This window comes from Shinella sp. WSD5-1, assembly GCF_963942435.1.
Taxonomy (GTDB): Bacteria; Pseudomonadota; Alphaproteobacteria; order Rhizobiales; family Rhizobiaceae; genus Shinella; species Shinella yambaruensis.
In genome coordinates this window covers 286,888-304,588 of the sequence record NZ_OZ012598.1, presented here as the reverse complement: position 1 = coordinate 304,588, position 17,701 = coordinate 286,888, and the positions used below count along the sequence as shown (strand labels likewise).

The window sequence follows — 17,701 nt, the reverse complement described above, 5'->3', positions numbered from 1 at the left end:
TCAGCGTCGGCCTGCGCGAGGTTGCCACACACGGCCGGGGCCTGTGCTGGCTGCCCCGAGATGCTCGTGAAGGAAAATCTTGCCGAACAGCGCCACGACGCCTCAGGCTTGAGCCTTGATGGTCATGCGACCATAGGCAACGAGGCCGAAGCCGGTCGCATACATCAAAAGGCCGAACAATGCCGGCGGTACGGCCACTTCCGGCGAGTGCATCATGGTGATTGCGAGAACCATGCCGATCGCCGCGTTTCGAATGCTGATCGAAAGGGTCACCGTGACGGCCTCGGCAGCAGACAGGCCAAGCACCCGTGAACCCAGCAAACCGAGGGCGATCGCGCAGAAAACCAGGGCGATGACCGCCGGCCCCGCATTGACGAGAATCTCCAGCCATCGCTCATACACCGAAATACCGATTCCGACGATCAGTGCCACCAGCACCACCAGGCCAAAGGCGCCGACCAGCTTTTCCGCACGGACGGCAAGAGCGGGGGCCTTGTGCCGGATCCCCATGCCGACGATCACGGGAAACAGGATGATCGTGATCATCACCCCGATCGTGCGCAGCACGGGGAGGTAGATGCGGGCATCGCCGTCACTCAGGCGTTCGATCGCGAAATTGGCGAAAAGCGGCAGCGTCGCAATCGCGACCAGACTGCCGACGGCACTCAACGCGATCGACAACGCCAGGTCCCCCCGCGCGAGGTAGGAAAACAGGCTGGACGTGGTGCCGATCGGGCAAGCGGCAACGATAACGAGACCGACCGCGATTTCCGGCGGCAGGCCCATGAGCACGGCAAGCGACAGACCCACCAGCGGAAGAAGCAGGAGCGCGGCCGCGATGCCCCAGATCAGGGCCTTCGGCCGCATGGCCACGCGGTGGAAATCAACGGGGGCGAGCGTCATGCCGATGCCCGTCATGATGATGAAGACGGCAACCGGCAGGCCGATGTCGATGAGGACGGACTGTTCCATGCGACTGCTCTTTCCAACAGAGGCGTTACGGTCCCGCCCGGCCGCCTAGCTTTGATCCATCGGCCCCCGGAATGCAACCGGCCTGTGTCGCGCATCCCGGCCGGCACGCCGCCGCCCGCCGCCGCCATCATGGTGACGGCAAGGCCACCGAGCAGCGTGCGCTCCGGCCGCGCCCGGCCGCGCACGAGCGCAAGGCCGATGCCCGCCGAGACGGTGAAGGCGCCGGCCGCCGCGCCGATGGAGAAAAGGACCGGATCGAGCGCCGTCGTCGAGACGACAACAAGCAGCACGGCGATCGTCGCCCCGCGCGAAACACCGAGGGCCTCCGGCGCGGCGAGCGGATTGGAGGTGCGGCCGAGACCCGGGTTTCCTTTACCGCCATTGCGCTCATGAAAGCCTGCCCCAAATATGATGAATTCCTTCATATTTTCGCGGGCGCCGCCTGACAAGCCCAATAGCAGACGCCCGGCGCGGGGGCTCCAGCCTCCCCGCAGGTGGCATTCTGTACGGGCGTGGGAACAGGCCTTCGGCCACGTCATCAAGGAGAATGCCGGTGGCGGTTTCCTTTATCGCAGGCGTCCAGCGATTTTGAGGAAAGATGGGATCAGCCTTGCCATGGCCGGTCACGGCCATCGGGATCATCTTGCTGCTTGTACTTGCTCGTCAGTCGTCCGCGGCTGCCCGGAGGTAAGCCCTCGACAAGAGGCGGGCCTCCTCGCGAAATCTGCTGAGCACCTCGGGCCCTGAAGCCAAGGCGCCGAAGCTTCCGCGAGAGAGCCCGGCAAGGGCTGACAGAAGCGTGAAGGCGACCCGCCCGAAATCGCCGTATCTTGCATCGGAGGCGTTTTCGAGCCCCCTTACGACAGCCGTTTCCAGCCGCTTGTAGACACCTGCGGACAATCGGAACTGATCTATCGCGCCGGCGACCCGGTAAAGAGCGGTCGTTGCATCGGGACGCGCGATCTTCACGGAGACATAGGCATCGGCGATGCTGTCGGCGAGATCGGAAAGTGGTCGTTTGGCCCCGTCGGCGCTGACGCGCTCGATCGCCTCGGCCATGTCCTCGAAATGGCGCAGCAGGATCGCATAGAGCAGCGCATCCTTGTTCGGGAAATACTGGTAGAGCGTGCCGACCGAAACCCCGGCGCGCTCTGCCACCCGTGTCGTCGTCAGCCGTGCCAGACCCTCCGAGAGCAAAACCTGAATAGCAGCCTCGTGAATGGCTTCGATAGTCGCGCCAGCGCGCGCCTGGACAGGCGGTTTTCGTGGCTGGAGTCGTTGAGGAACGGCGCTTTCCAAATGCGAATACCGAAGTGAAGGATTGTTCAGTTATATTGACGACATCACCTGCTGGTCAAGCGCGGCGTCCGGAGCGACGGGCAACGACAGCCTCCAGCGATGGCGTGCAAAGCTCGGTTTCAGGTCGCGGCAAGCAAAGGACAACGAGATGATCGATGATATCAAAGGTTGGAGTGGACCCCGGATGACCCGCAGGCGGTTCCTGGTGTCCGCCGCCGGTGCAGCCGCCGTCACATCCGCGCCCGCGCTGTCGATGACGGCTTCCAAGGCGATGGCCCAGGCGCCCCGTGTCCTCAAGTTCAGCGATCATGAGCCGCTCGGCGGAATGCGAACCCGTTTCCTCAAGGACGTCGTGTTTCCGGCGATCGAGGCGGAATCGAACGGACGCCTCAAGATCGAGGATCACTGGAACGGCGAGATCGCCGCAGCCTATGACGCACTCGGCGCCGTGACCGATGGAACCACCGACATCGGCACCGTCGTGCCGGAATACACCGCAAGGCAGCTGCCGCTGCACCAGATATTCAAGAGTTTCATCACTGGTCCGGTCGGCGGCCGGCAGATCGATTTCTTCGAGCGCGTCTATGCGGAAGTCCCCGCCTTCCCGGCGGAGCTGGACAAGAACAACATCGTCCAGATCTATTTCGGCACGGGATATCCGGTGGCGTTTTTCCGCAACGCGCCCATGGCCGGCCTGGAAGACCTGCGGGGTGGCAAGTGGCGATCCGCCAGCTTCTGGCATCTGGATTTCCTCAAGAACACCGGGGCTATGCCCGTGACCATGCACTGGGGACCGGAAATCCCCGCCGCCTTGAAGGCGAAGGAACTGGATGGCCTCATGGTGAACGTCGACAGCGGCTACATGCTGAAAGTTCACGAAACAGCACCACATGTGCTGGTTTCAAGGGATTTGTGGTTAGGCCATGTCTACATCCTGTCCATGAACAAGGATGTCTGGAACAGCCTTGCGCAGGAAGACAGGAACGCCATCCGTCGTGCCGCCAGAAGCTCCTACCAGACACTGGGTGCTGCCATGGACAAGAGCTTCGACGCGCAGCTGGAGGACCTGAGGAAGGCCGGTGCGACCGTACGGATCCTTGAACCTGCGGAGGTGCGGCAGTTCCAGGCAGCCACCCGGTACAAGGAGGTGCAGGCCGCTTGGGCAGGAGAACAAAAGGGACAGGGCGTTGCGGACGCCGACGTCGTTGTCGGGAAGGTCACGTCAGTTATGGACGATTTTGTCGGGTGAGCGCTCGCCGGAGCCGAAAACCTCCCAAGGACGTCATAGCCCTGCCCTGAGCGGGAGTTCGCGTCAACCACCGCGGCGAAGCAATAGGCGATGAGATGATGACGACCGCCGTGCCGCGGAAGTGGAGCTAGCGATCGAGGTCGGCATGATCGAGCCCGAAGTGGTCCAGCACCAATTGAAGATTACGATGGTTGGACTTGAAATAGACGTCGAAGACGTCGCCAAGCACCGGCACGCTTCCCGCAACCGTGTCGAACCCGACATTGAACAGCATCCTGACGAGCTTGTCATTCGGGACGCCGAGACGACGCGCCTCATTGACGATGACGAGGCTGACGGCGGCTGCGGCAAAATCGCCGATGCCGGGGATCAGGCCCAGGACTGAATCCGCCCCAAGCGAGACCCGCGTGCCGGGAATGCGCAGCGCCGTATCCATCAGCCGTGCCAAGCCGCGCATCCTCCGGAGGCGTGCCAGTCGTTCGATCGGTAGATTATGTTTGTTCATCGCCCACCTGTACTCTGTGTAGGTAGTCCTGCCAGCCCGCCGTTTCCAGCTGACCGCAATGGCATGAGCCGGCACGAGGCACATCACCGCCATGAATTCCGGAGATCGCACCGACCTTTGGATGGCTTTGCAGACTACGCCTCCTTCCGCTTCAGCGTCCCTGGCTTTTCGCCATCGGGAAGGAACGGTTTCCGGATGAAGACCACTCGCTCGGGAAGCTGCTCCGGAGACGGCCATCGTTCGGCGACCTCCTGCGCGCGGTCAAAGCCGTTGCGGTCGCCCGGCATCTGGATATCGGTGAACATCAGGACGAAAGCAGCCCGATGCCGTTCCAACCGGGCGACGGCCTTCGCGACATCCGTTGCTTCGAGCGCGCGCGCCATCGACAGGCTGAGGACGTCGTCTAGCTTACAGCAAACAACCGGATTCGTTTCATCGAGGTCAAACGATCTGCTTGATGAAGCTCTCCAACATGGTTTTCAGGCGCTGGGCATCCTCGTTGCCATAGCTGTCCTCGACCTTGGCCTCATGCTCCTCGACCCGCTTGTTTTGCGACGCAAGCATCGCGGCGCCTTTGTCGGACAGGAACATGCGGACCTTGCGACGATCCGCCGGATCCGGAACCCGGTAGACCAGAGCGTCCTGCACCATGCGATCGACCAGCTTTGTCAGCGTCGGCAGGTTTAGCGCCAACTCCTCCGCGAGCTTGCCCATCGGCAAGCCGCCTGATTCCGAAAGAACCTTCATCAGGCGCCACTGGTCCAGCGACACGCCCTCGGCCGTCAACTGCCGGCTCAGATGGCGATTTGCCTGGGCAAGCAGATGCGAAAGATGTTCGTTGAGCAAGCGTTCGGCCATGATTCTTTAATCAGCAATTGTTTAATCGGAAACTGTATATATAGTGCTTCTGTCCTGCCGCATAGGCTGGCGCCAACGAAAACAAAACATTCACAATCCGGCATTGCGGAGCGTGTGTCTGGGGTGGAGCGAAAAACAAAAAGGGGAGAATGCCGTGACGCTCGATTTCGCCCTGGCCGGTGGCGCCCGCAGCATATGGATGCGCGGCCCGACCTCCTCGCGTCTGCCAAAGGCTCCCCGGGGTTCGTTTCCGTTTTCGCAAAACGCGCGCGGACACAAAGCGTTTGCGTCGCGCAAGCGTGAGCCCATCCGGATCGGGCTGCTGGTTCCCTTTCAGGGCGCGGATGCGATCTGGGGGCCATCCTGCCAGTACAGCGCCGTTCTCGCGGCGGCGGAGCTCAACGAAAAAGGCGGCATACTTGGCCGGCAGATAGAGCTTCTGGCGGCCGACGCCGGCGGCAGCCCGCAAGCCGTTGTCGAGCGCGCCCGCGACCTTGTCGAGCGCCAGGGCGCCAATGCGTTGATCGGCGTCCACCTCTCCTCCGTCAGGGTCGAACTCGCCCGTGCGCTGGCCGATCGTGTGCCCTATGTCTTCGCGCCGCTCTTTGAAGGCGGCACGGAAAGCGAGAAGGTCTTCAGCATAGGCGAGGTGCCCGAAAGGCAGTTTTCAGGTCCGGTCAGCCATTTCATGGACAATCAGGCGGCCAGGCGCTGGTTTCTGGTCGGCAATGATTACGTTTGGCCCAGGGCTTCGCACAACTGGGTGCGCGATTTCGTTCTGGGGCGTGGCGGAGCGGTCGTCGGCGAGGAGTATGTCGGGCTTGGCTATGACACGACCCACCTTGTCGATATGATCGAGGCGGCCAATCCCGATATCGTTTTCCTCTCCCTTGTCGGTTCGGAATGCGTGCCGTTCAACCGCATGTTTGCCGAACGCGGCCTTTCCCGCCATATCCTGCGCCTGTCGGGCGCTGTCGAGGAAAATACGCTGATGGCGATTGGCGCGGACAATACCGAGAACCTGTTTTGTGCCGCAGGCTATTTCAGTGCGTTGCAGACGCCGGAGAACCACACCTTTCTCAAACGCTACCGGGATGCTTTTGGCGTGACGGCGCCCGTGCAGGGCGTGTTGAGCGAAGCCTGCTATGAAGGCCTTCGCTTCTTCGGCGCCCTGGCAACCCGCGCGCAGTCGCTTGAAATCGATGCCCTGTCGCAGGCCTTCGAAGGCTTGAGCTTCGAAAGCCCGCGCGGCGTAACCACGGTTCGAAACGGCGTCGCCTCCGGGCCGACCTATCTCGCCCGCGCCGAAGGCACCGAGTTCGAAGTCTTGCGCAGCTTCGACAACGCCTGATCCGGAATTTCCGAGCTTCGATAAACAGATAGCACAGGTTCAGCCCGCAAATCCGGACCGCGCTTGAAAGGCGTGCGCCGCATCTTCCCCATCCGGCTGTTTTGAAAGCGCTTTCCAGCTTCGCCAAAGGGCTGCGGAAGACAAAACCTGTCGCCTTATAAAAATACTTGAAAAAGAAAATATTGAATATATAAACATATCGACCGCATGAAATCCTCCTGCCCGCTTCCTTCCGGTTCGGGCCGGGCCTGCAGGCTGCCGCCTGCCGGAGCGGATTCGTGCGCCTATCCGGAGCTATAAAAGAGGGTGAACTCATGAAAATCAGCAGACGCCTGTTTCTCGGCGGCACGGCCGCTGTTCTGACCGCACCGTGGGTCAATCGCAGCTTTGCGGCCGACGACATCACGATCGCAAGCATCTACGATCTTTCCGGCGGTCTCGAGATCTACGGCCAGCCGATCGACGCCTGCCTCGATCTTGCCGTTTCCGAACTGAACGAGGCCGGCGGCCTGCTCGGTCGCCAGATCAAGGTCCAGAAGTACGATCCGCAATCCAACATCCAACTCTATACGCAGTTTGCGACGGAAGCCGCAACGAGCCTGCAGGCTGCAACGGTCTTCGGCGGCATCACCAGCGCCTCCCGCGAAGCCATCCGGCCAATCCTCGGCCGTTACCAGACGCTCTACTTCTACTCGCCGCTCTACGAGGGCGGTGTCTGCGACCGCAACACCTTCCTGACGGGCTCGACCCCTTCGCAGACGATCGGCCAGCTGATGCCCTTTGCCGTCAAGAACTTCGGCAAGAAGGTCTATGTTCTGGCAGCGGACTACAATTACGGTCAGATTTCCGCCAAGTGGGTACGCGACTTTACCGCGCAAGCCGGCGGCGAAGTCATTGCCGCCGAATTCTTCCCGCTCGACGTCACGGATTTCAGCGCGGCGATCCAGAAGATTCAGCGCGAAAAGCCCGACGTGATCTATACGCTCCTGGTGGGCGGCAACCATATGTCCTTCTTCCGCCAGTGGGCGGCGGCGGGCATGGCAGGCCAGATCCCGATCGTCTCCACGTCTTTCGGAGGCGGTAACGAGCACATCGTCCTGACACCCGCCGAATCCGATGGCGTCATGGCCGCGTTCGGCTACTTCCAGGAGATAAAGTCGCCGGCCAACGAGGCCTTCGTGAAACGCTACCACCAGAAGTTCGGAGACAAGGCGCCCTATGTGACCGAGCACGCCTCGGCGACCTACAACGCCGTCCACCATTGGGCAAACGGCGTCAGGAAGGCGAACTCCCTTGATCGCATGGCGGTCATAGAGGCGATCGAGAGCGGCTCGACGGTGGACGGCCCCGGCGGCTCCTCGACGATTGATCCCAAGACGCACCATTGCGCCACGGACGTCCATATCGGCCGGGTCAAGGACCACAGCTTCGAAATCCTCGAAAGCTTCGCAAACCAGCCGCCAGCCGACACGGCTGCCGTTTGCGACCTGGTCGCCAACCCGAACGACAACCAGCAATACGTCATCCAGTAGCCGCGGACGCATTGCCTCCCGGCGCGTGGCAGGCCGCGCACCGGGAGCCCATACGGGACAAATCCAGTGGACTATCTTCTTGTTGTGCTGCTCCAGATCGCTGGAGCCGTCGGCAATCTCGCGCTTGTCAGCGTCGGGCTTGCCGTCATCTTCGGCATGATGCGGGTCATCAACCTCGCCCATGGCGAGTTCATCATGCTCGGCGGCTTTGCCGCCATCTTCAGCGTGCAGGCCGGCATCAACATCTGGCTCGCCATGCTGGTGATCGCGCCGCTGAGCGTGGCCGTGCTCGGCGTGCTGGTCGAACGCCTTGTGATGCGCCGTCTTTATGGCCGCATGGTCGACACCATGCTGGCAAGCTGGGGCCTGAGCCTGCTGCTCATCGGGCTCGCCACCACCTTCTTCGGCAATCGCGTCGTCGGCGTCGCCGCCCCGGTCGGGAGCTTCCGCATCGGTGAATACAATCTCGGCGCGTATGATTTCGTGCTGGCCGGCATCGCCCTCGTCGTCTTTGCCGCGGGCTACGCGATATTGCGCTTCACCCGCGTCGGCCTGGTTGCCCGGGCAACCATGCAGAACCGGGAAATGGCCTCGTCCCTCGGCATCGAACCCTCGCGGGTCTACGCCGTCACCTTCGCGATCGGCTCCGCCCTCAGCGGCTTGGCGGGCGGGCTGCTTGCGCCGATATCCGGCGTCTTGCCCACCATGGGCGTCGCATATGTCGCCAAGGCCTTCATCACCGTCATCACCGGCGGCGCCAGCGTCATCACCGGCACGGCGCTGAGCTCGACCCTGCTTGGCAGCATAAACACGGTCTCCACCTTCATCACCACACCGGTTCTCGGCGACGTGGCCCTGCTTCTGGCTGCCACCATCTTCCTGCGCCTCCTGCCGACAGGCATCACCGGCCGCATCTTCAAGGGGGCACCATGACATTGTCCACGTTCTGCCGTGCCAGCGGCACGCATGTCGCGCTCGCAGCCGTCGCCATGCTGGCAGCGATCGTCATCTTCCCGAAGGTTGCGCCGCTCTACACGCTGATCAACGTGACGCTCTACATGTCCATGGGCGTCTTTGCGCTGAGCCTTGCGCTTCTCTGGGGCTACGGCGGTATCCTTTGTTTCGGCCAGTCGGCGTTCTTCGGCCTCGGCGCCTATGCCTATGCCATTGCCGCCATCAACTTCGGCGACACAACGCTGGCATCTGCGTTCGCCATCGCGATTCCCGCCCTTTTTGCCGCCGGCCTCGGTTATTTCCTGTTCTATGGCCGTCTCAGCGATGTCTATCTCGGTGTCATCACACTCACCGTCACGCTCATCCTGTTCAAGCTGATCAACAGCACCGGCGGCGACGCCTGGCGGATCGGCGAGGCGCGGCTCGGCGGCTTCAACGGCATTCCCAACACGCCGCTGCTGACAATGCCGTTCACCGGCATCCCGCTGTCCCCTGCAAACCTGTTCACGCTCGCCTGCATCGCCCTGTTTGCAACCTATGCCCTTTGCAAGAGGCTGATCACCACCCGCTTCGGCCGCGCCGTGATTGCCGTGCGGGAAAACGAGGTGCGGGCGGAACTGCTCGGCTACAATGCCAGGCGCCTGAAGCTCGCCATCTTCGTCATCTCCGCGGGCATTGCGGGGCTGGCCGGATTGCTGTTCGCCAACTCCGTCTTTGTCAGCCCGACCATGTTCAGCCTTTCCATGGCCGCGCAGGTGCTGATCTGGGTCGTGGTCGGCGGCCTTGGCACGCTCTTCGGCCCAGTCGCGGCCTGCTTCGCCCTGCAAATCGCGGCGGCGGCACTCGGCAAGCTCGGCCTTATCGACCCCAACATCGTGCTCGGGCTGGTGCTGGTCGTCTTCGTGGTCTTCGTACCGGGCGGCATCCAGCCGGCCCTCGCCGCGCTCCTTGCCCGCATCGCCACCCCGCCCCGCGGGTCCCCGGGACATATGCGCGAGGAGGCCGCATGATGAGCGGCTATCTCCTCGAAGCGCGGGATGTCGCCATGCATTTCGGCGGCGTAAAGGCACTCGACGGCGTGGATTTCCGCCTGAAGAAGGGCGAGCTGCGCTGCCTTCTCGGCCCCAACGGCGCCGGCAAGAGCACCTTCTTCCGCTGCCTCACCGGTACCCACAAGCCAACCCGGGGGCATATCCTCTTCAAAGGCACCGATATTGCCGGCAAGGAGCGGCATGACATCGCCCGTGCCGGCATCGGGGTGAAGACCCAGGTGCCCAGCCTGTTCGACGGTCTCACCACCCACGAGAACCTTTGGCTTGCGCTCCGCACGGTTCGGAACGCTGCCGCACGGGAGGAGAAGATCGCCGATGTGATGGAGCGGGTGGGCATTTCACCGCTGCGGGGCAACGTACTCGGGCGCATGGCCCATGGACAGCGCCAGCTCGTGGAACTGGCGATGGTTGTCGCCAGCGATCCGGATCTCGTGCTGCTCGACGAGCCGGCCGCCGGCATGACCGACGGCGAGGTGGAGCGCCTCGCCTCCATCATTCGCGATCTGAACCGCACCCATACCGTCGTGGTCGTGGAGCATGACATGCACTTCATTCGCATGATCGCGGACCAGGTCACCGTCTTCCATCAGGGCCGCATCCTCGCGGAAGGCCATGTGGAAAGCATCCTTGCGAACCAGACCGTCCGGGACGTCTATCTGGGGAAAAAACATGGCGCCTGATCTCCTGACCGCCGAGAACCTTCAGTCCGGCTATGGCCGCATTCCGATCCTCTTCGGGATCAGCCTGTCGATTGCGGAAGGCGAGTTCGTCGGCATTCTCGGCCATAACGGCATGGGCAAATCAACGCTGCTGCGCACGCTGATGGGCCACATCGTCCCGACTGGCGGCAGCATCCATCTTGCCGGTCGCGACGTGACCAGCGCCTCTCCCGCCGCTCGCTCCCGCGCCGGCATCGGCTATGTCCCGCAAGGGCGCCAGATATTCCCGGCGCTTTCCGTAATGGACAATCTGCGCGTCGGCGCCCCCCACCAGAGCCCGAAACAGGCCAAGGCGATCATCGATCAGGTGATCGAGGACCTGCCGCGGCTGAAGCCGATCCTGTCGCGGGCCGGCGGGGTGCTCTCCGGGGGCGAGCAGCAGATCCTCGCCCTTGCCCGCTGCCTGTGCGCCCATCCCAAGCTGATCCTGCTCGACGAGCCGACCGAGGGCATTCAGCCGTCCATCATCGAGGAAATGAAGGACACGCTGAAGGCCCTCGCCCGCTCGCGCAACCTTTCGATCCTGCTCGTGGAGCAGAACCTCGAATTCATCAGCGATCTCGCCACCCGCGTCCTCGTCATCAAGCGCGGCCAGCTCTCCGGCGAGATCGACCCCGCCAAACTGCACGACGCCGATCTGGCGGGCGAATTCCTGCCCGCCTGATCTCCTTCAACACCCAGAAAACGAGGTCATCATGATCACCATCACCGCCGTCATCCGCGCCCGCAAGGGCTATGAGCAGACCATGGCCCAGGCCCTGCTCGAAGTCGCCGAGCATGTGCGCGCCAACGAGCCGGACACGATCGGCTTCCATATTTCCCAGGATGCGCAGGATCCCTGCCTGTTTGCCACATACGAGCGCTTTGTCGATCGCGCCGCGATGGACCTGCACAACAATTCCGACGTCGTCGCCCGCTTCTTCGGCATCGCAAAGCCGATCCTCGACGGTGAGGTCATCCTGATCACCGCCAACGAAATTTCCGCCAAGGCCTGAACATCGACGAGGGGAGCAAAGTATCATGAACGCACCTGTAACTCTCCAGCGCCTAGGCGCGGATGCTGCCCGCTTCGTGGCGAAGGAAAAGAAGCTCTATATCGACGGCACGTGGGTTCCGGCTATGGAAGGTGGCACCATCGACGTCATCGACCCCGCAACCGGCAAGGCCTTCGATCGTGTCCCGGAGGGCAAGGCCGCCGATATCGACCGCGCCGTTGCCGCCGCCCGCAAGGCGTTCGATGACGGCCCATGGGCCAACATGACGCCGGCCGACCGCGGAAAGCTCGTCTGGAAGCTCGGCGATCTCGTCGAAAGGCATGCGGACGAACTGGCGGAGCTCGAGGCGCTGGACAATGGCAAACCGGTGACGGACGCCAGGAACGGCGACGTTGCCTTTTCTTACGAGCTGCTGCGTTACATGGCCGGCTGGAGCACGAAAATCTGCGGTCAGACCATCCCGCTGTCGGCTGGCGCTCCGTTCCATGCCTATACGCTGCGGGAACCCGTAGGTGTCTGCGGACAGATCGTGCCGTGGAATTTCTCCTTCATGATGGCTGTCTGGAAAGTGGCCCCGGCGCTTGCTGCGGGCTGCACCATCGTCCTCAAGCCGGCCGAGCAGACGCCGCTGACGGCCCTGCGTCTTGCCGAACTCGTCGAGGAGGCCGGTTTCCCCGCTGGCGTTTTCAACGTGGTGACAGGCTATGGCGAAACGGCAGGCGCGGCCCTCGCCGCCCATCCCGATGTCGACAAGGTCGCCTTCACCGGTTCCACCGAAGTTGGCAAGAAGATCCTCGACGCGGCCAAGGGAAACCTGAAGAAGGTCTCGCTCGAGCTCGGAGGCAAGTCGCCGATGATCGTCTTTGCCGACGCCGACCCGGCTGTTGCAATCCCCGCCATTGCCTACGGCATCTTCTACAATATGGGGCAGACCTGCACCGCCGGAACCCGCCTGTACGTGCACAAGGACATCGCCGATACCATCTTGACCGGCCTTAAGGCCTTCGCCGAATCCATGTCGATCGGCGTCGGCCTCGATCCGAAGACCCAGATCGGGCCGCTTGTGTCCCAGGAGCAGTTTGACCGCGTCAGTGCATATGTGAAGGCAGGACTTGCCGATGGCGCCAAGCTCTATTGCGGCGGAAATCGTGCGGGAACGGAAGGATACTTCCTCGAACCGACGATCCTGACGGAAACCACCTCCGACATGTCTGTCGTCAAGGAAGAGATCTTCGGGCCGGTCCTCGTCGTTGCCACCTTCGACGATGACAATATCGACTCCGTCGTCAAGGAGGCCAACAACTCGATCTACGGATTGGCAGGCAGCGTTTTCACGCGCGATGTCAGCCGTGCCCACAAGGTCGCAAAGAAGCTGAAGGCAGGCACGGTCGGGGTCAACACCCACCACGTCATCGACCCCGCGCTTCCCTTCGGCGGCTTCAACCAGTCCGGCTGGGGGCGCGAGCAGGGCTATGAGGCCATTCTTCTCTATACCGAGGTGAAATCCGTCGGCATCGCGCTGTGACCACCCTGCGGCGTGGCGGCTTCAACCGCCGCGCCAACCCTTCCGGTATCGGAGCAAGAAGTGAAAACGCATGCACAACCTGACGATCAACGGCGAACGCCTTTGGCGGACGATCACGCAAACCGCCGCCTTCGGCGCCGGCCCGGATGGCGGCATCCGTCGCTTTACGCTTTCACCGGAAGACAAGAAGGTTCGCGACTGGCTTCGCGAACAGTGCGAAGCCATCGGCTGCAGCCTTAAAGTCGATACGGTCGGCAATATGTTTGCGACACGCCCCGGCACCAGGGAGCATGCACTGCCAATCGCCATGGGCAGCCATCTCGACACGCAGCCAACCGGGGGCAAGTTCGACGGAATCCTCGGCGTTCTTGCCGGGCTGGAAGTCCTGCGGACGTTGCACGACGCCGGTTATGAAACCGAGCATCCGGTGATGCTCATCAACTGGACGAACGAGGAAGGCGCTCGTTTCGCGCCCGCCATGCTCGGCTCCGGCGCGCATGCCGGCGTCTTCGACCAAGCCTTTGTGGACAGCCGCCTCGACACCGGCGGCGTTTCCTTCGCCGAAGCCATCGAAAAGATCGGCTACCGCGGCGAGACCCCCTTGGGAGAAACGTCCTTGGCCGCCATGTTCGAACTGCATATCGAGCAGGGGCCGGTTCTGGAACGGGAAGATATCGAGATCGGCGTCGTGACCGGCGTCCAGGCGATGCGTTGGTACGATCTTGCCATCACCGGTCAGGAAGCCCATGCTGGCTCCACACCGATGGACATGCGCTGCGATGCGCTCGCCGACGCAGCCGCGATTGTCCTTGGCGCCCAGGAAATAGCCCGCAAGCTGGGCGGCATGGCGACGACGGGCCAGCTGTCGATCAACTCGCCCTCCCGGAACGTCATTCCGGGCAAGCTGAGCATGAGCCTCGACCTGCGCCACGTCACAGACGGCGGGCTCGACTCACTGGAGATCGAAGTGACAGATCTCATCCGGAAGCAGTGCGGCAAGCGCGCGCATCTCCAGACGGTCTGGATCAGCCCGGCCGTGCATTTTGATAATGATTGCATTGAAACGGTTCGACGTGCCGCGGAACGGCTCGGAACCAGCAGGCGCGATATCGTCTCCGGCGCCGGCCATGACTCTGTCCATGTGTCGCGCATCGCGCCGACGACGATGATCTTTATTCCATGCAAAGACGGCCTGAGCCACAACCCAGCCGAAAGTGCACGGAAGGAGCATTGCGTTTTGGGAGCCCAAGTGCTGCTCGAAAGCATCATTTTGCACCAGTCCTCCACAGGCATTTGAAATTCCTTCGATCTCCTCCGTACCAGCCGATCAGTGGTCGGGCGCATGTCCAGCATCCGCGAGCGGCAGGGCGTATGCTATGATCATCTGATCGGCCAGGCCGGGACCGAACCCGAGAACGCTTGACGCCGCCAGGTCGTGTGAAGGTTGCCTGCGAAAACCGAGGCCCTCATACAGCTTGCATGCCGCCGTCATGAACTCGGCAGTGTGCAGCGTGAGCGCATGTGCTCCATCTTGGCGGGCGCGCCCTATGCACCACGAACACAGTGCGCGACCGTAGCCATGCCCCTGTGCCGACGGTGCGACGGCCAATGTTCGCAGTCCTGCAACGCCGGAAGGCCAGCCCATTCCCTCATGCGATGCGTCTGCGTAGTAGGTGACCGTCCCGACGAGGCACCCTTGCATCTCGAGCACCGCAATGTCCGTCTGCCCCCACCGGCTCGCGAAATCACACGAGTCCTTCAAATAGGGATCGAAGATGTGCGCCGGCAAAACTCCCCGATAGTGCGCGAAAGCATCGGCAACAAGAGCAGCCACGGCGTCAAGTTCCCGGCGCCCGGCAAGGCGTATCATACGTTCCGTGTCGATCATTTCGTGTCCTCGCTTGAGGTGACGGGAAAGGCTGCTTTCCCTCAAGGCTTACGGCGCTCCGCCTTCGGCAACGTCCCATTGTTCGGAGCAAAGCCGGCCAGGCTTGCATAACCGCGCACGACCTGCTCGCGTTCCTCGTAGGATGCGACCGCCTCGATGTCGTCGAAACCGTCGGGTGCGCGCGCCTCGACGAGATCGATCACGCCTTCCGGCCCACCCCTGCGGTTCGACAGGACGACTTGTGATGTGGGCGGGCGGCGCTCGCTGTCATAGGCGCCGAGCGCGGCCTCGACGGTCCCGTGGGTTCGCAGATGCTCTGCCACGGACCGGGCGTCGAGGATGGCCTGGCTCGCGCCGTTCGAGCCGACGGGGTACATGGGATGGGCGGCATCTCCCAGCAGGGTGACGCGTCCGAACGACCAGCGCGGCAACGGCTCCCGATCGCAATTGGAATATTCGTAGAACGCGCCGGTAGCGCGGATGATCCCGGCCGGATCGACGTAATCCAGGCGGAAGCGATCCCGCACGAACGGCAGGACCCGTGCGAGTTTCCCCGGCCGACTCCAGTCCCCGAGGGTGAAGCGCCCGGCCTGCGGCGCACGGCTGCGGGCCATCACGGCCCAGTTGGTAAGGCGCATGGCCGGATCGTCCGGATCCTTGCCGATCGGATAGAAGACGAATTTGGCATGGTTGCCGCCGGCGACTGCCATGGTGCGGCCGTCCCGCCATTTCGGCCAGCGCGTGGCGCCGCGCCAAAGCATGACACCATTCCAGATGGGCGGACCTTCATCCGGGTAAAGCGTTGCGCGTACAGTCGAATGAATGCCGTCAGCGCCGATCAGCAGGTCACCGCCCGCCTGCGATGCCCTACCACCTTCTGACAGCTGAACGGTGACGCTCCGCTCGTCTTGCGCAAAGCCGTGCACGCGGCATCCCGTGCGGATGATCCCCTGCCCCAGCCGTTCGATGACGGCCTTGTGGATAAGGCCCAGCAGCCTGCCGCGATGGATGCTGACCTGCGGCACGGCATGACCGGCCTCGATCCCGCGCAACTCCTGCCAGACGACCTGGCCGAACCGAGTCGCATAGATCAGCCCGCGCGTGCGGATTCCCGCTGCGTCGAGGTCGTCCATCAGTCCGAGTTCGGCCAGAAGGCCGACAGCATGCGGCAACATGTTGATGCCGACGCCCAGCTCCCGCACCGCATCCGCACGCTCGAAGATCTCCACCTCGACCCCGGCCCGGTGCAGGAAGAGGGCGGCCGTCAATCCACCGATACCGGCCCCCGCGATCAACGCCTTCATGGCCCTGCTCCCGGTTCGCGCTGCATGGCGACGGGTTCGGCAGTACCATGCCCATAGCGAGCTCCGATCTCCCGCAAAGCGCGGAGAAGATAGCGCGTGAACATCCAGCGCTCCGATCCTGCATTGCTACCAGGCTATGGGTATCGAACGCGTGCTCTGACGGAAATGACAGAAATATCGTATTTTCTGCCAAGGCGCCGCCGAAACCCTGGCGGCAGCGATTTCCCGAAGTGTGCGTAGGCCACATGTCTAACTGAGGGACATCCGGGCCTTAACGGATACGTCGGCAACGCCTCACCGATCAGCCCGGCACGGGCCAGTTCTCGCAGCGCTCGATCAGGATAGCGGGTGATATGCCCTCCAGGTCCAGGGCCGGGAGAAGGTCGTTGTCAGCAATCAGGTCGCGGTTCATCGAGGATGAGAAGATGTTGATGCCGGCTTCGTGCAGAATGGCCGGCCGGCCGGCGATGCGGCCGAGCAGGCTGGTGGGCACGAGGCCGAAGGGCACGTCCTCGTAGATGTAGCGGCTGTCGACGGTCGCCGGGCCGAAGCCGCCGCGCCCTTCCGCATGCATCTGCTGGTTCATCTCGGACACGGTGCCCATTGGCACGTGGAAGGACAGGGAGAAGTGTTCCTGTACCGTGCGAACGGACAGGCCGAAGCTCTCGGCGATCCTCAGCCGTTCAAGGTCGAGCGCCTCGATGAGCCGCCCGACGGCGGGCGTGACGTTTTCACCCTGGCCCCATTTTTCGCCCTTTTCCATGCGGGTCAGGTTGAGAAGCGCGATGCCGAGGTGGTTCTGCGGATTGAGGTTTGAAAGCGCGATGGCGAGGAGGCCGTCGCGGATGACGAACCGGTCGCCGAAGAGCTCTGTGCAAAGCGCCTTGCCCATCTCGGCTTCGGACTTCGGCAATGTTGCCACATCGACCTTCTGGCGCACGGAATTGACCGCAACGCTGGTGCCGTCCGGCTGCTGGCGGCCGGTCAGGAGCGTCGTGCCCCAGATGATAATGGGCAGGCGCACGCCGCGTTCGGCGAGACGCCCGGCAAGGTACAATGCGCCGAAGGAGCTGTGCGAGCTGATGATGACGGGCTGTCCGGAAACAAGGTGGGGAACGGCGGCGTCGAAGACATGGCGGTGGCCGTTGGCGGGCAGGGCGACGACCACCGCATCCACGCCCTTGACCGCGTCGGCGCAGTCGCGGGCGACCGCAACCGTTCCGGAGAATTCGACCGCGCCTGTCGCTGTCAGCGGCGCGCCTTCTGCGAGCTTGCGGGTGCGCTCCCCGGAGGGAGACCACAGGACGGGCTGGTGTCCAGCCCTAGCCAGGAAAGCCGCCATGCCGAAGGCGATCGCGCCCGCGCCGAGAATTCCAATCCGCATCGATTATCTCCCTGTTCGTTTCGAGCACCGGGCAAGGCTGCCACCGGCACCGTTTGGCCAAAGGTTTCCCTGCCGATATGGCAGCCGGGGGTGTATTTTCTACAAAAACACCAG

The 17,701-nt window shown here is 62.9% G+C and carries 19 protein-coding genes; 10 read left to right on the top strand and 9 right to left on the bottom strand.

Annotated features, from left to right (window positions below; genetic code table 11):
* Window positions 1–102: 102 nt before the first annotated feature.
* From AABQ55_RS28205 to AABQ55_RS28195, 3 genes are all read right to left on the bottom strand, one after another.
* The gene (locus AABQ55_RS28205) at window positions 103–972 is read right to left on the bottom strand and encodes a bile acid:sodium symporter family protein (protein WP_244770627.1); all 870 of its coding nucleotides are present in this window, start codon (window positions 970–972) and stop codon (window positions 103–105) included.
* Window positions 915–1,397, bottom strand: a complete 483-nt coding sequence (locus AABQ55_RS28200; protein ID WP_272808223.1) for an iron chelate uptake ABC transporter family permease subunit — start codon at window positions 1,395–1,397, stop codon at window positions 915–917. Before AABQ55_RS28200 ends, AABQ55_RS28205 begins: the two co-directional genes overlap by 58 nt.
* 238 nt (window positions 1,398–1,635) lie before the next feature.
* A complete protein-coding gene (locus tag AABQ55_RS28195; protein ID WP_272808224.1) occupies window positions 1,636–2,271 on the bottom strand; it encodes a TetR/AcrR family transcriptional regulator in 636 nt (211 codons plus the stop codon).
* 148 nt (window positions 2,272–2,419) lie between these two features.
* On the opposite strand from AABQ55_RS28195, the gene dctP reads away from it, so the two are divergent.
* Window positions 2,420–3,520, top strand: a complete 1,101-nt coding sequence (dctP, locus tag AABQ55_RS28190; RefSeq protein ID WP_272808225.1) for a TRAP transporter substrate-binding protein DctP — start codon at window positions 2,420–2,422, stop codon at window positions 3,518–3,520.
* Window positions 3,521–3,647: 127 nt separating this feature from the next.
* On the opposite strand, the gene AABQ55_RS28185 is transcribed toward dctP, so the two are convergent.
* The 3 genes from AABQ55_RS28185 to AABQ55_RS28175 form a co-directional block, all read right to left on the bottom strand.
* The gene (locus AABQ55_RS28185; protein ID WP_244770710.1) at window positions 3,648–4,025 is read right to left on the bottom strand and encodes a DUF4112 domain-containing protein; all 378 of its coding nucleotides are present in this window, start codon (window positions 4,023–4,025) and stop codon (window positions 3,648–3,650) included.
* A gap of 134 nt (window positions 4,026–4,159) precedes the next feature.
* Entirely contained in the window at window positions 4,160–4,408 is a 249-nt protein-coding gene (locus tag AABQ55_RS28180; RefSeq protein WP_272808226.1) for a response regulator transcription factor, read from the bottom strand.
* 58 nt (window positions 4,409–4,466) lie between these two features.
* Complete coding sequence (locus AABQ55_RS28175; protein WP_272808227.1) at window positions 4,467–4,883, bottom strand: MarR family winged helix-turn-helix transcriptional regulator; 417 nt, start codon at window positions 4,881–4,883, stop codon at window positions 4,467–4,469.
* Between the two features lie 154 nt (window positions 4,884–5,037).
* On the opposite strand from AABQ55_RS28175, the gene AABQ55_RS28170 reads away from it, so the two are divergent.
* The 9 genes from AABQ55_RS28170 to AABQ55_RS28130 all read left to right on the top strand — a co-directional run bounded on the left by AABQ55_RS28170 (window position 5,038) and on the right by AABQ55_RS28130 (window position 14,308).
* Window positions 5,038–6,234 (top strand): substrate-binding domain-containing protein, encoded by a 1,197-nt coding sequence (locus tag AABQ55_RS28170; RefSeq protein WP_244770631.1) that lies wholly within the window; start codon window positions 5,038–5,040, stop codon window positions 6,232–6,234.
* A 314-nt stretch (window positions 6,235–6,548) separates the two neighbouring features.
* Entirely contained in the window at window positions 6,549–7,766 is a 1,218-nt protein-coding gene (locus AABQ55_RS28165) for an urea ABC transporter substrate-binding protein (RefSeq protein WP_272808228.1), read from the top strand.
* 66 nt (window positions 7,767–7,832) lie between these two features.
* Window positions 7,833–8,699 carry a branched-chain amino acid ABC transporter permease gene (locus AABQ55_RS28160; protein WP_272808229.1) on the top strand — a complete coding sequence of 289 codons (867 nt, stop codon included), beginning with the start codon at window positions 7,833–7,835 and terminating at the stop codon, window positions 8,697–8,699.
* Window positions 8,696–9,730: an ABC transporter permease subunit gene (locus AABQ55_RS28155; RefSeq protein WP_272808230.1), complete on the top strand. Its 1,035-nt coding sequence runs from the start codon at window positions 8,696–8,698 to the stop codon at window positions 9,728–9,730. Before AABQ55_RS28160 ends, AABQ55_RS28155 begins: the two co-directional genes overlap by 4 nt.
* Window positions 9,730–10,452: an ATP-binding cassette domain-containing protein gene (locus tag AABQ55_RS28150; RefSeq protein WP_272808231.1), complete on the top strand. Its 723-nt coding sequence runs from the start codon at window positions 9,730–9,732 to the stop codon at window positions 10,450–10,452. The genes AABQ55_RS28155 and AABQ55_RS28150 overlap by 1 nt, the downstream gene beginning before the upstream one ends.
* A complete protein-coding gene (locus AABQ55_RS28145; RefSeq protein ID WP_272808232.1) occupies window positions 10,442–11,155 on the top strand; it encodes an ABC transporter ATP-binding protein in 714 nt (237 codons plus the stop codon). The genes AABQ55_RS28150 and AABQ55_RS28145 overlap by 11 nt, the downstream gene beginning before the upstream one ends.
* A 31-nt stretch (window positions 11,156–11,186) precedes the next feature.
* Entirely contained in the window at window positions 11,187–11,486 is a 300-nt protein-coding gene (locus AABQ55_RS28140; RefSeq protein ID WP_244770637.1) for a putative quinol monooxygenase, read from the top strand.
* A 25-nt stretch (window positions 11,487–11,511) separates the two neighbouring features.
* The gene (locus AABQ55_RS28135) at window positions 11,512–13,011 is read left to right on the top strand and encodes an aldehyde dehydrogenase family protein (RefSeq protein ID WP_272808233.1); all 1,500 of its coding nucleotides are present in this window, start codon (window positions 11,512–11,514) and stop codon (window positions 13,009–13,011) included.
* Window positions 13,012–13,081: 70 nt separating this feature from the next.
* A complete protein-coding gene (locus AABQ55_RS28130) occupies window positions 13,082–14,308 on the top strand; it encodes a M20 family metallo-hydrolase (protein ID WP_272808234.1) in 1,227 nt (408 codons plus the stop codon).
* A gap of 30 nt (window positions 14,309–14,338) precedes the next feature.
* On the opposite strand, the gene AABQ55_RS28125 is transcribed toward AABQ55_RS28130, so the two are convergent.
* From AABQ55_RS28125 to AABQ55_RS28115, 3 genes are all read right to left on the bottom strand, one after another.
* Window positions 14,339–14,899 carry a GNAT family N-acetyltransferase gene (locus tag AABQ55_RS28125; protein WP_272808235.1) on the bottom strand — a complete coding sequence of 187 codons (561 nt, stop codon included), beginning with the start codon at window positions 14,897–14,899 and terminating at the stop codon, window positions 14,339–14,341.
* A gap of 41 nt (window positions 14,900–14,940) precedes the next feature.
* Window positions 14,941–16,203: a flavin-dependent oxidoreductase gene (locus tag AABQ55_RS28120; protein ID WP_272808236.1), complete on the bottom strand. Its 1,263-nt coding sequence runs from the start codon at window positions 16,201–16,203 to the stop codon at window positions 14,941–14,943.
* Between the two features lie 301 nt (window positions 16,204–16,504).
* Window positions 16,505–17,587, bottom strand: a complete 1,083-nt coding sequence (locus AABQ55_RS28115; RefSeq protein ID WP_272808237.1) for an NAD/NADP-dependent octopine/nopaline dehydrogenase family protein — start codon at window positions 17,585–17,587, stop codon at window positions 16,505–16,507.
* Between the last annotated feature and the right edge of the window lie 114 nt (window positions 17,588–17,701).

Excerpts from the sequence above, each read along its gene's own strand:
- dctP (WP_272808225.1), top strand. The coding sequence starts at position 2,420 with ATGATCGATGATATCAAAGGTTGGAGTGGACCCCGGATGACCCGCAGG.
- AABQ55_RS28180 (WP_272808226.1), bottom strand. The coding sequence starts at position 4,408 with ATGGCGCGCGCGCTCGAAGCAACGGATGTCGCGAAGGCCGTCGCCCGG.
- AABQ55_RS28120 (WP_272808236.1), bottom strand. The coding sequence starts at position 16,203 with ATGAAGGCGTTGATCGCGGGGGCCGGTATCGGTGGATTGACGGCCGCC.
- AABQ55_RS28205 (WP_244770627.1), bottom strand. The coding sequence starts at position 972 with ATGGAACAGTCCGTCCTCATCGACATCGGCCTGCCGGTTGCCGTCTTC.
- AABQ55_RS28150 (WP_272808231.1), top strand. The coding sequence starts at position 9,730 with ATGAGCGGCTATCTCCTCGAAGCGCGGGATGTCGCCATGCATTTCGGC.
- AABQ55_RS28135 (WP_272808233.1), top strand. The coding sequence starts at position 11,512 with ATGAACGCACCTGTAACTCTCCAGCGCCTAGGCGCGGATGCTGCCCGC.
- AABQ55_RS28165 (WP_272808228.1), top strand. The coding sequence starts at position 6,549 with ATGAAAATCAGCAGACGCCTGTTTCTCGGCGGCACGGCCGCTGTTCTG.
- AABQ55_RS28200 (WP_272808223.1), bottom strand. The coding sequence starts at position 1,397 with ATGAAGGAATTCATCATATTTGGGGCAGGCTTTCATGAGCGCAATGGC.
- AABQ55_RS28130 (WP_272808234.1), top strand. The coding sequence starts at position 13,082 with ATGCACAACCTGACGATCAACGGCGAACGCCTTTGGCGGACGATCACG.
- AABQ55_RS28145 (WP_272808232.1), top strand. The coding sequence starts at position 10,442 with ATGGCGCCTGATCTCCTGACCGCCGAGAACCTTCAGTCCGGCTATGGC.
- AABQ55_RS28185 (WP_244770710.1), bottom strand. The coding sequence starts at position 4,025 with ATGAACAAACATAATCTACCGATCGAACGACTGGCACGCCTCCGGAGG.
- AABQ55_RS28140 (WP_244770637.1), top strand. The coding sequence starts at position 11,187 with ATGATCACCATCACCGCCGTCATCCGCGCCCGCAAGGGCTATGAGCAG.
- AABQ55_RS28125 (WP_272808235.1), bottom strand. The coding sequence starts at position 14,899 with ATGATCGACACGGAACGTATGATACGCCTTGCCGGGCGCCGGGAACTT.
- AABQ55_RS28115 (WP_272808237.1), bottom strand. The coding sequence starts at position 17,587 with ATGCGGATTGGAATTCTCGGCGCGGGCGCGATCGCCTTCGGCATGGCG.
- AABQ55_RS28155 (WP_272808230.1), top strand. The coding sequence starts at position 8,696 with ATGACATTGTCCACGTTCTGCCGTGCCAGCGGCACGCATGTCGCGCTC.
- AABQ55_RS28175 (WP_272808227.1), bottom strand. The coding sequence starts at position 4,883 with ATGGCCGAACGCTTGCTCAACGAACATCTTTCGCATCTGCTTGCCCAG.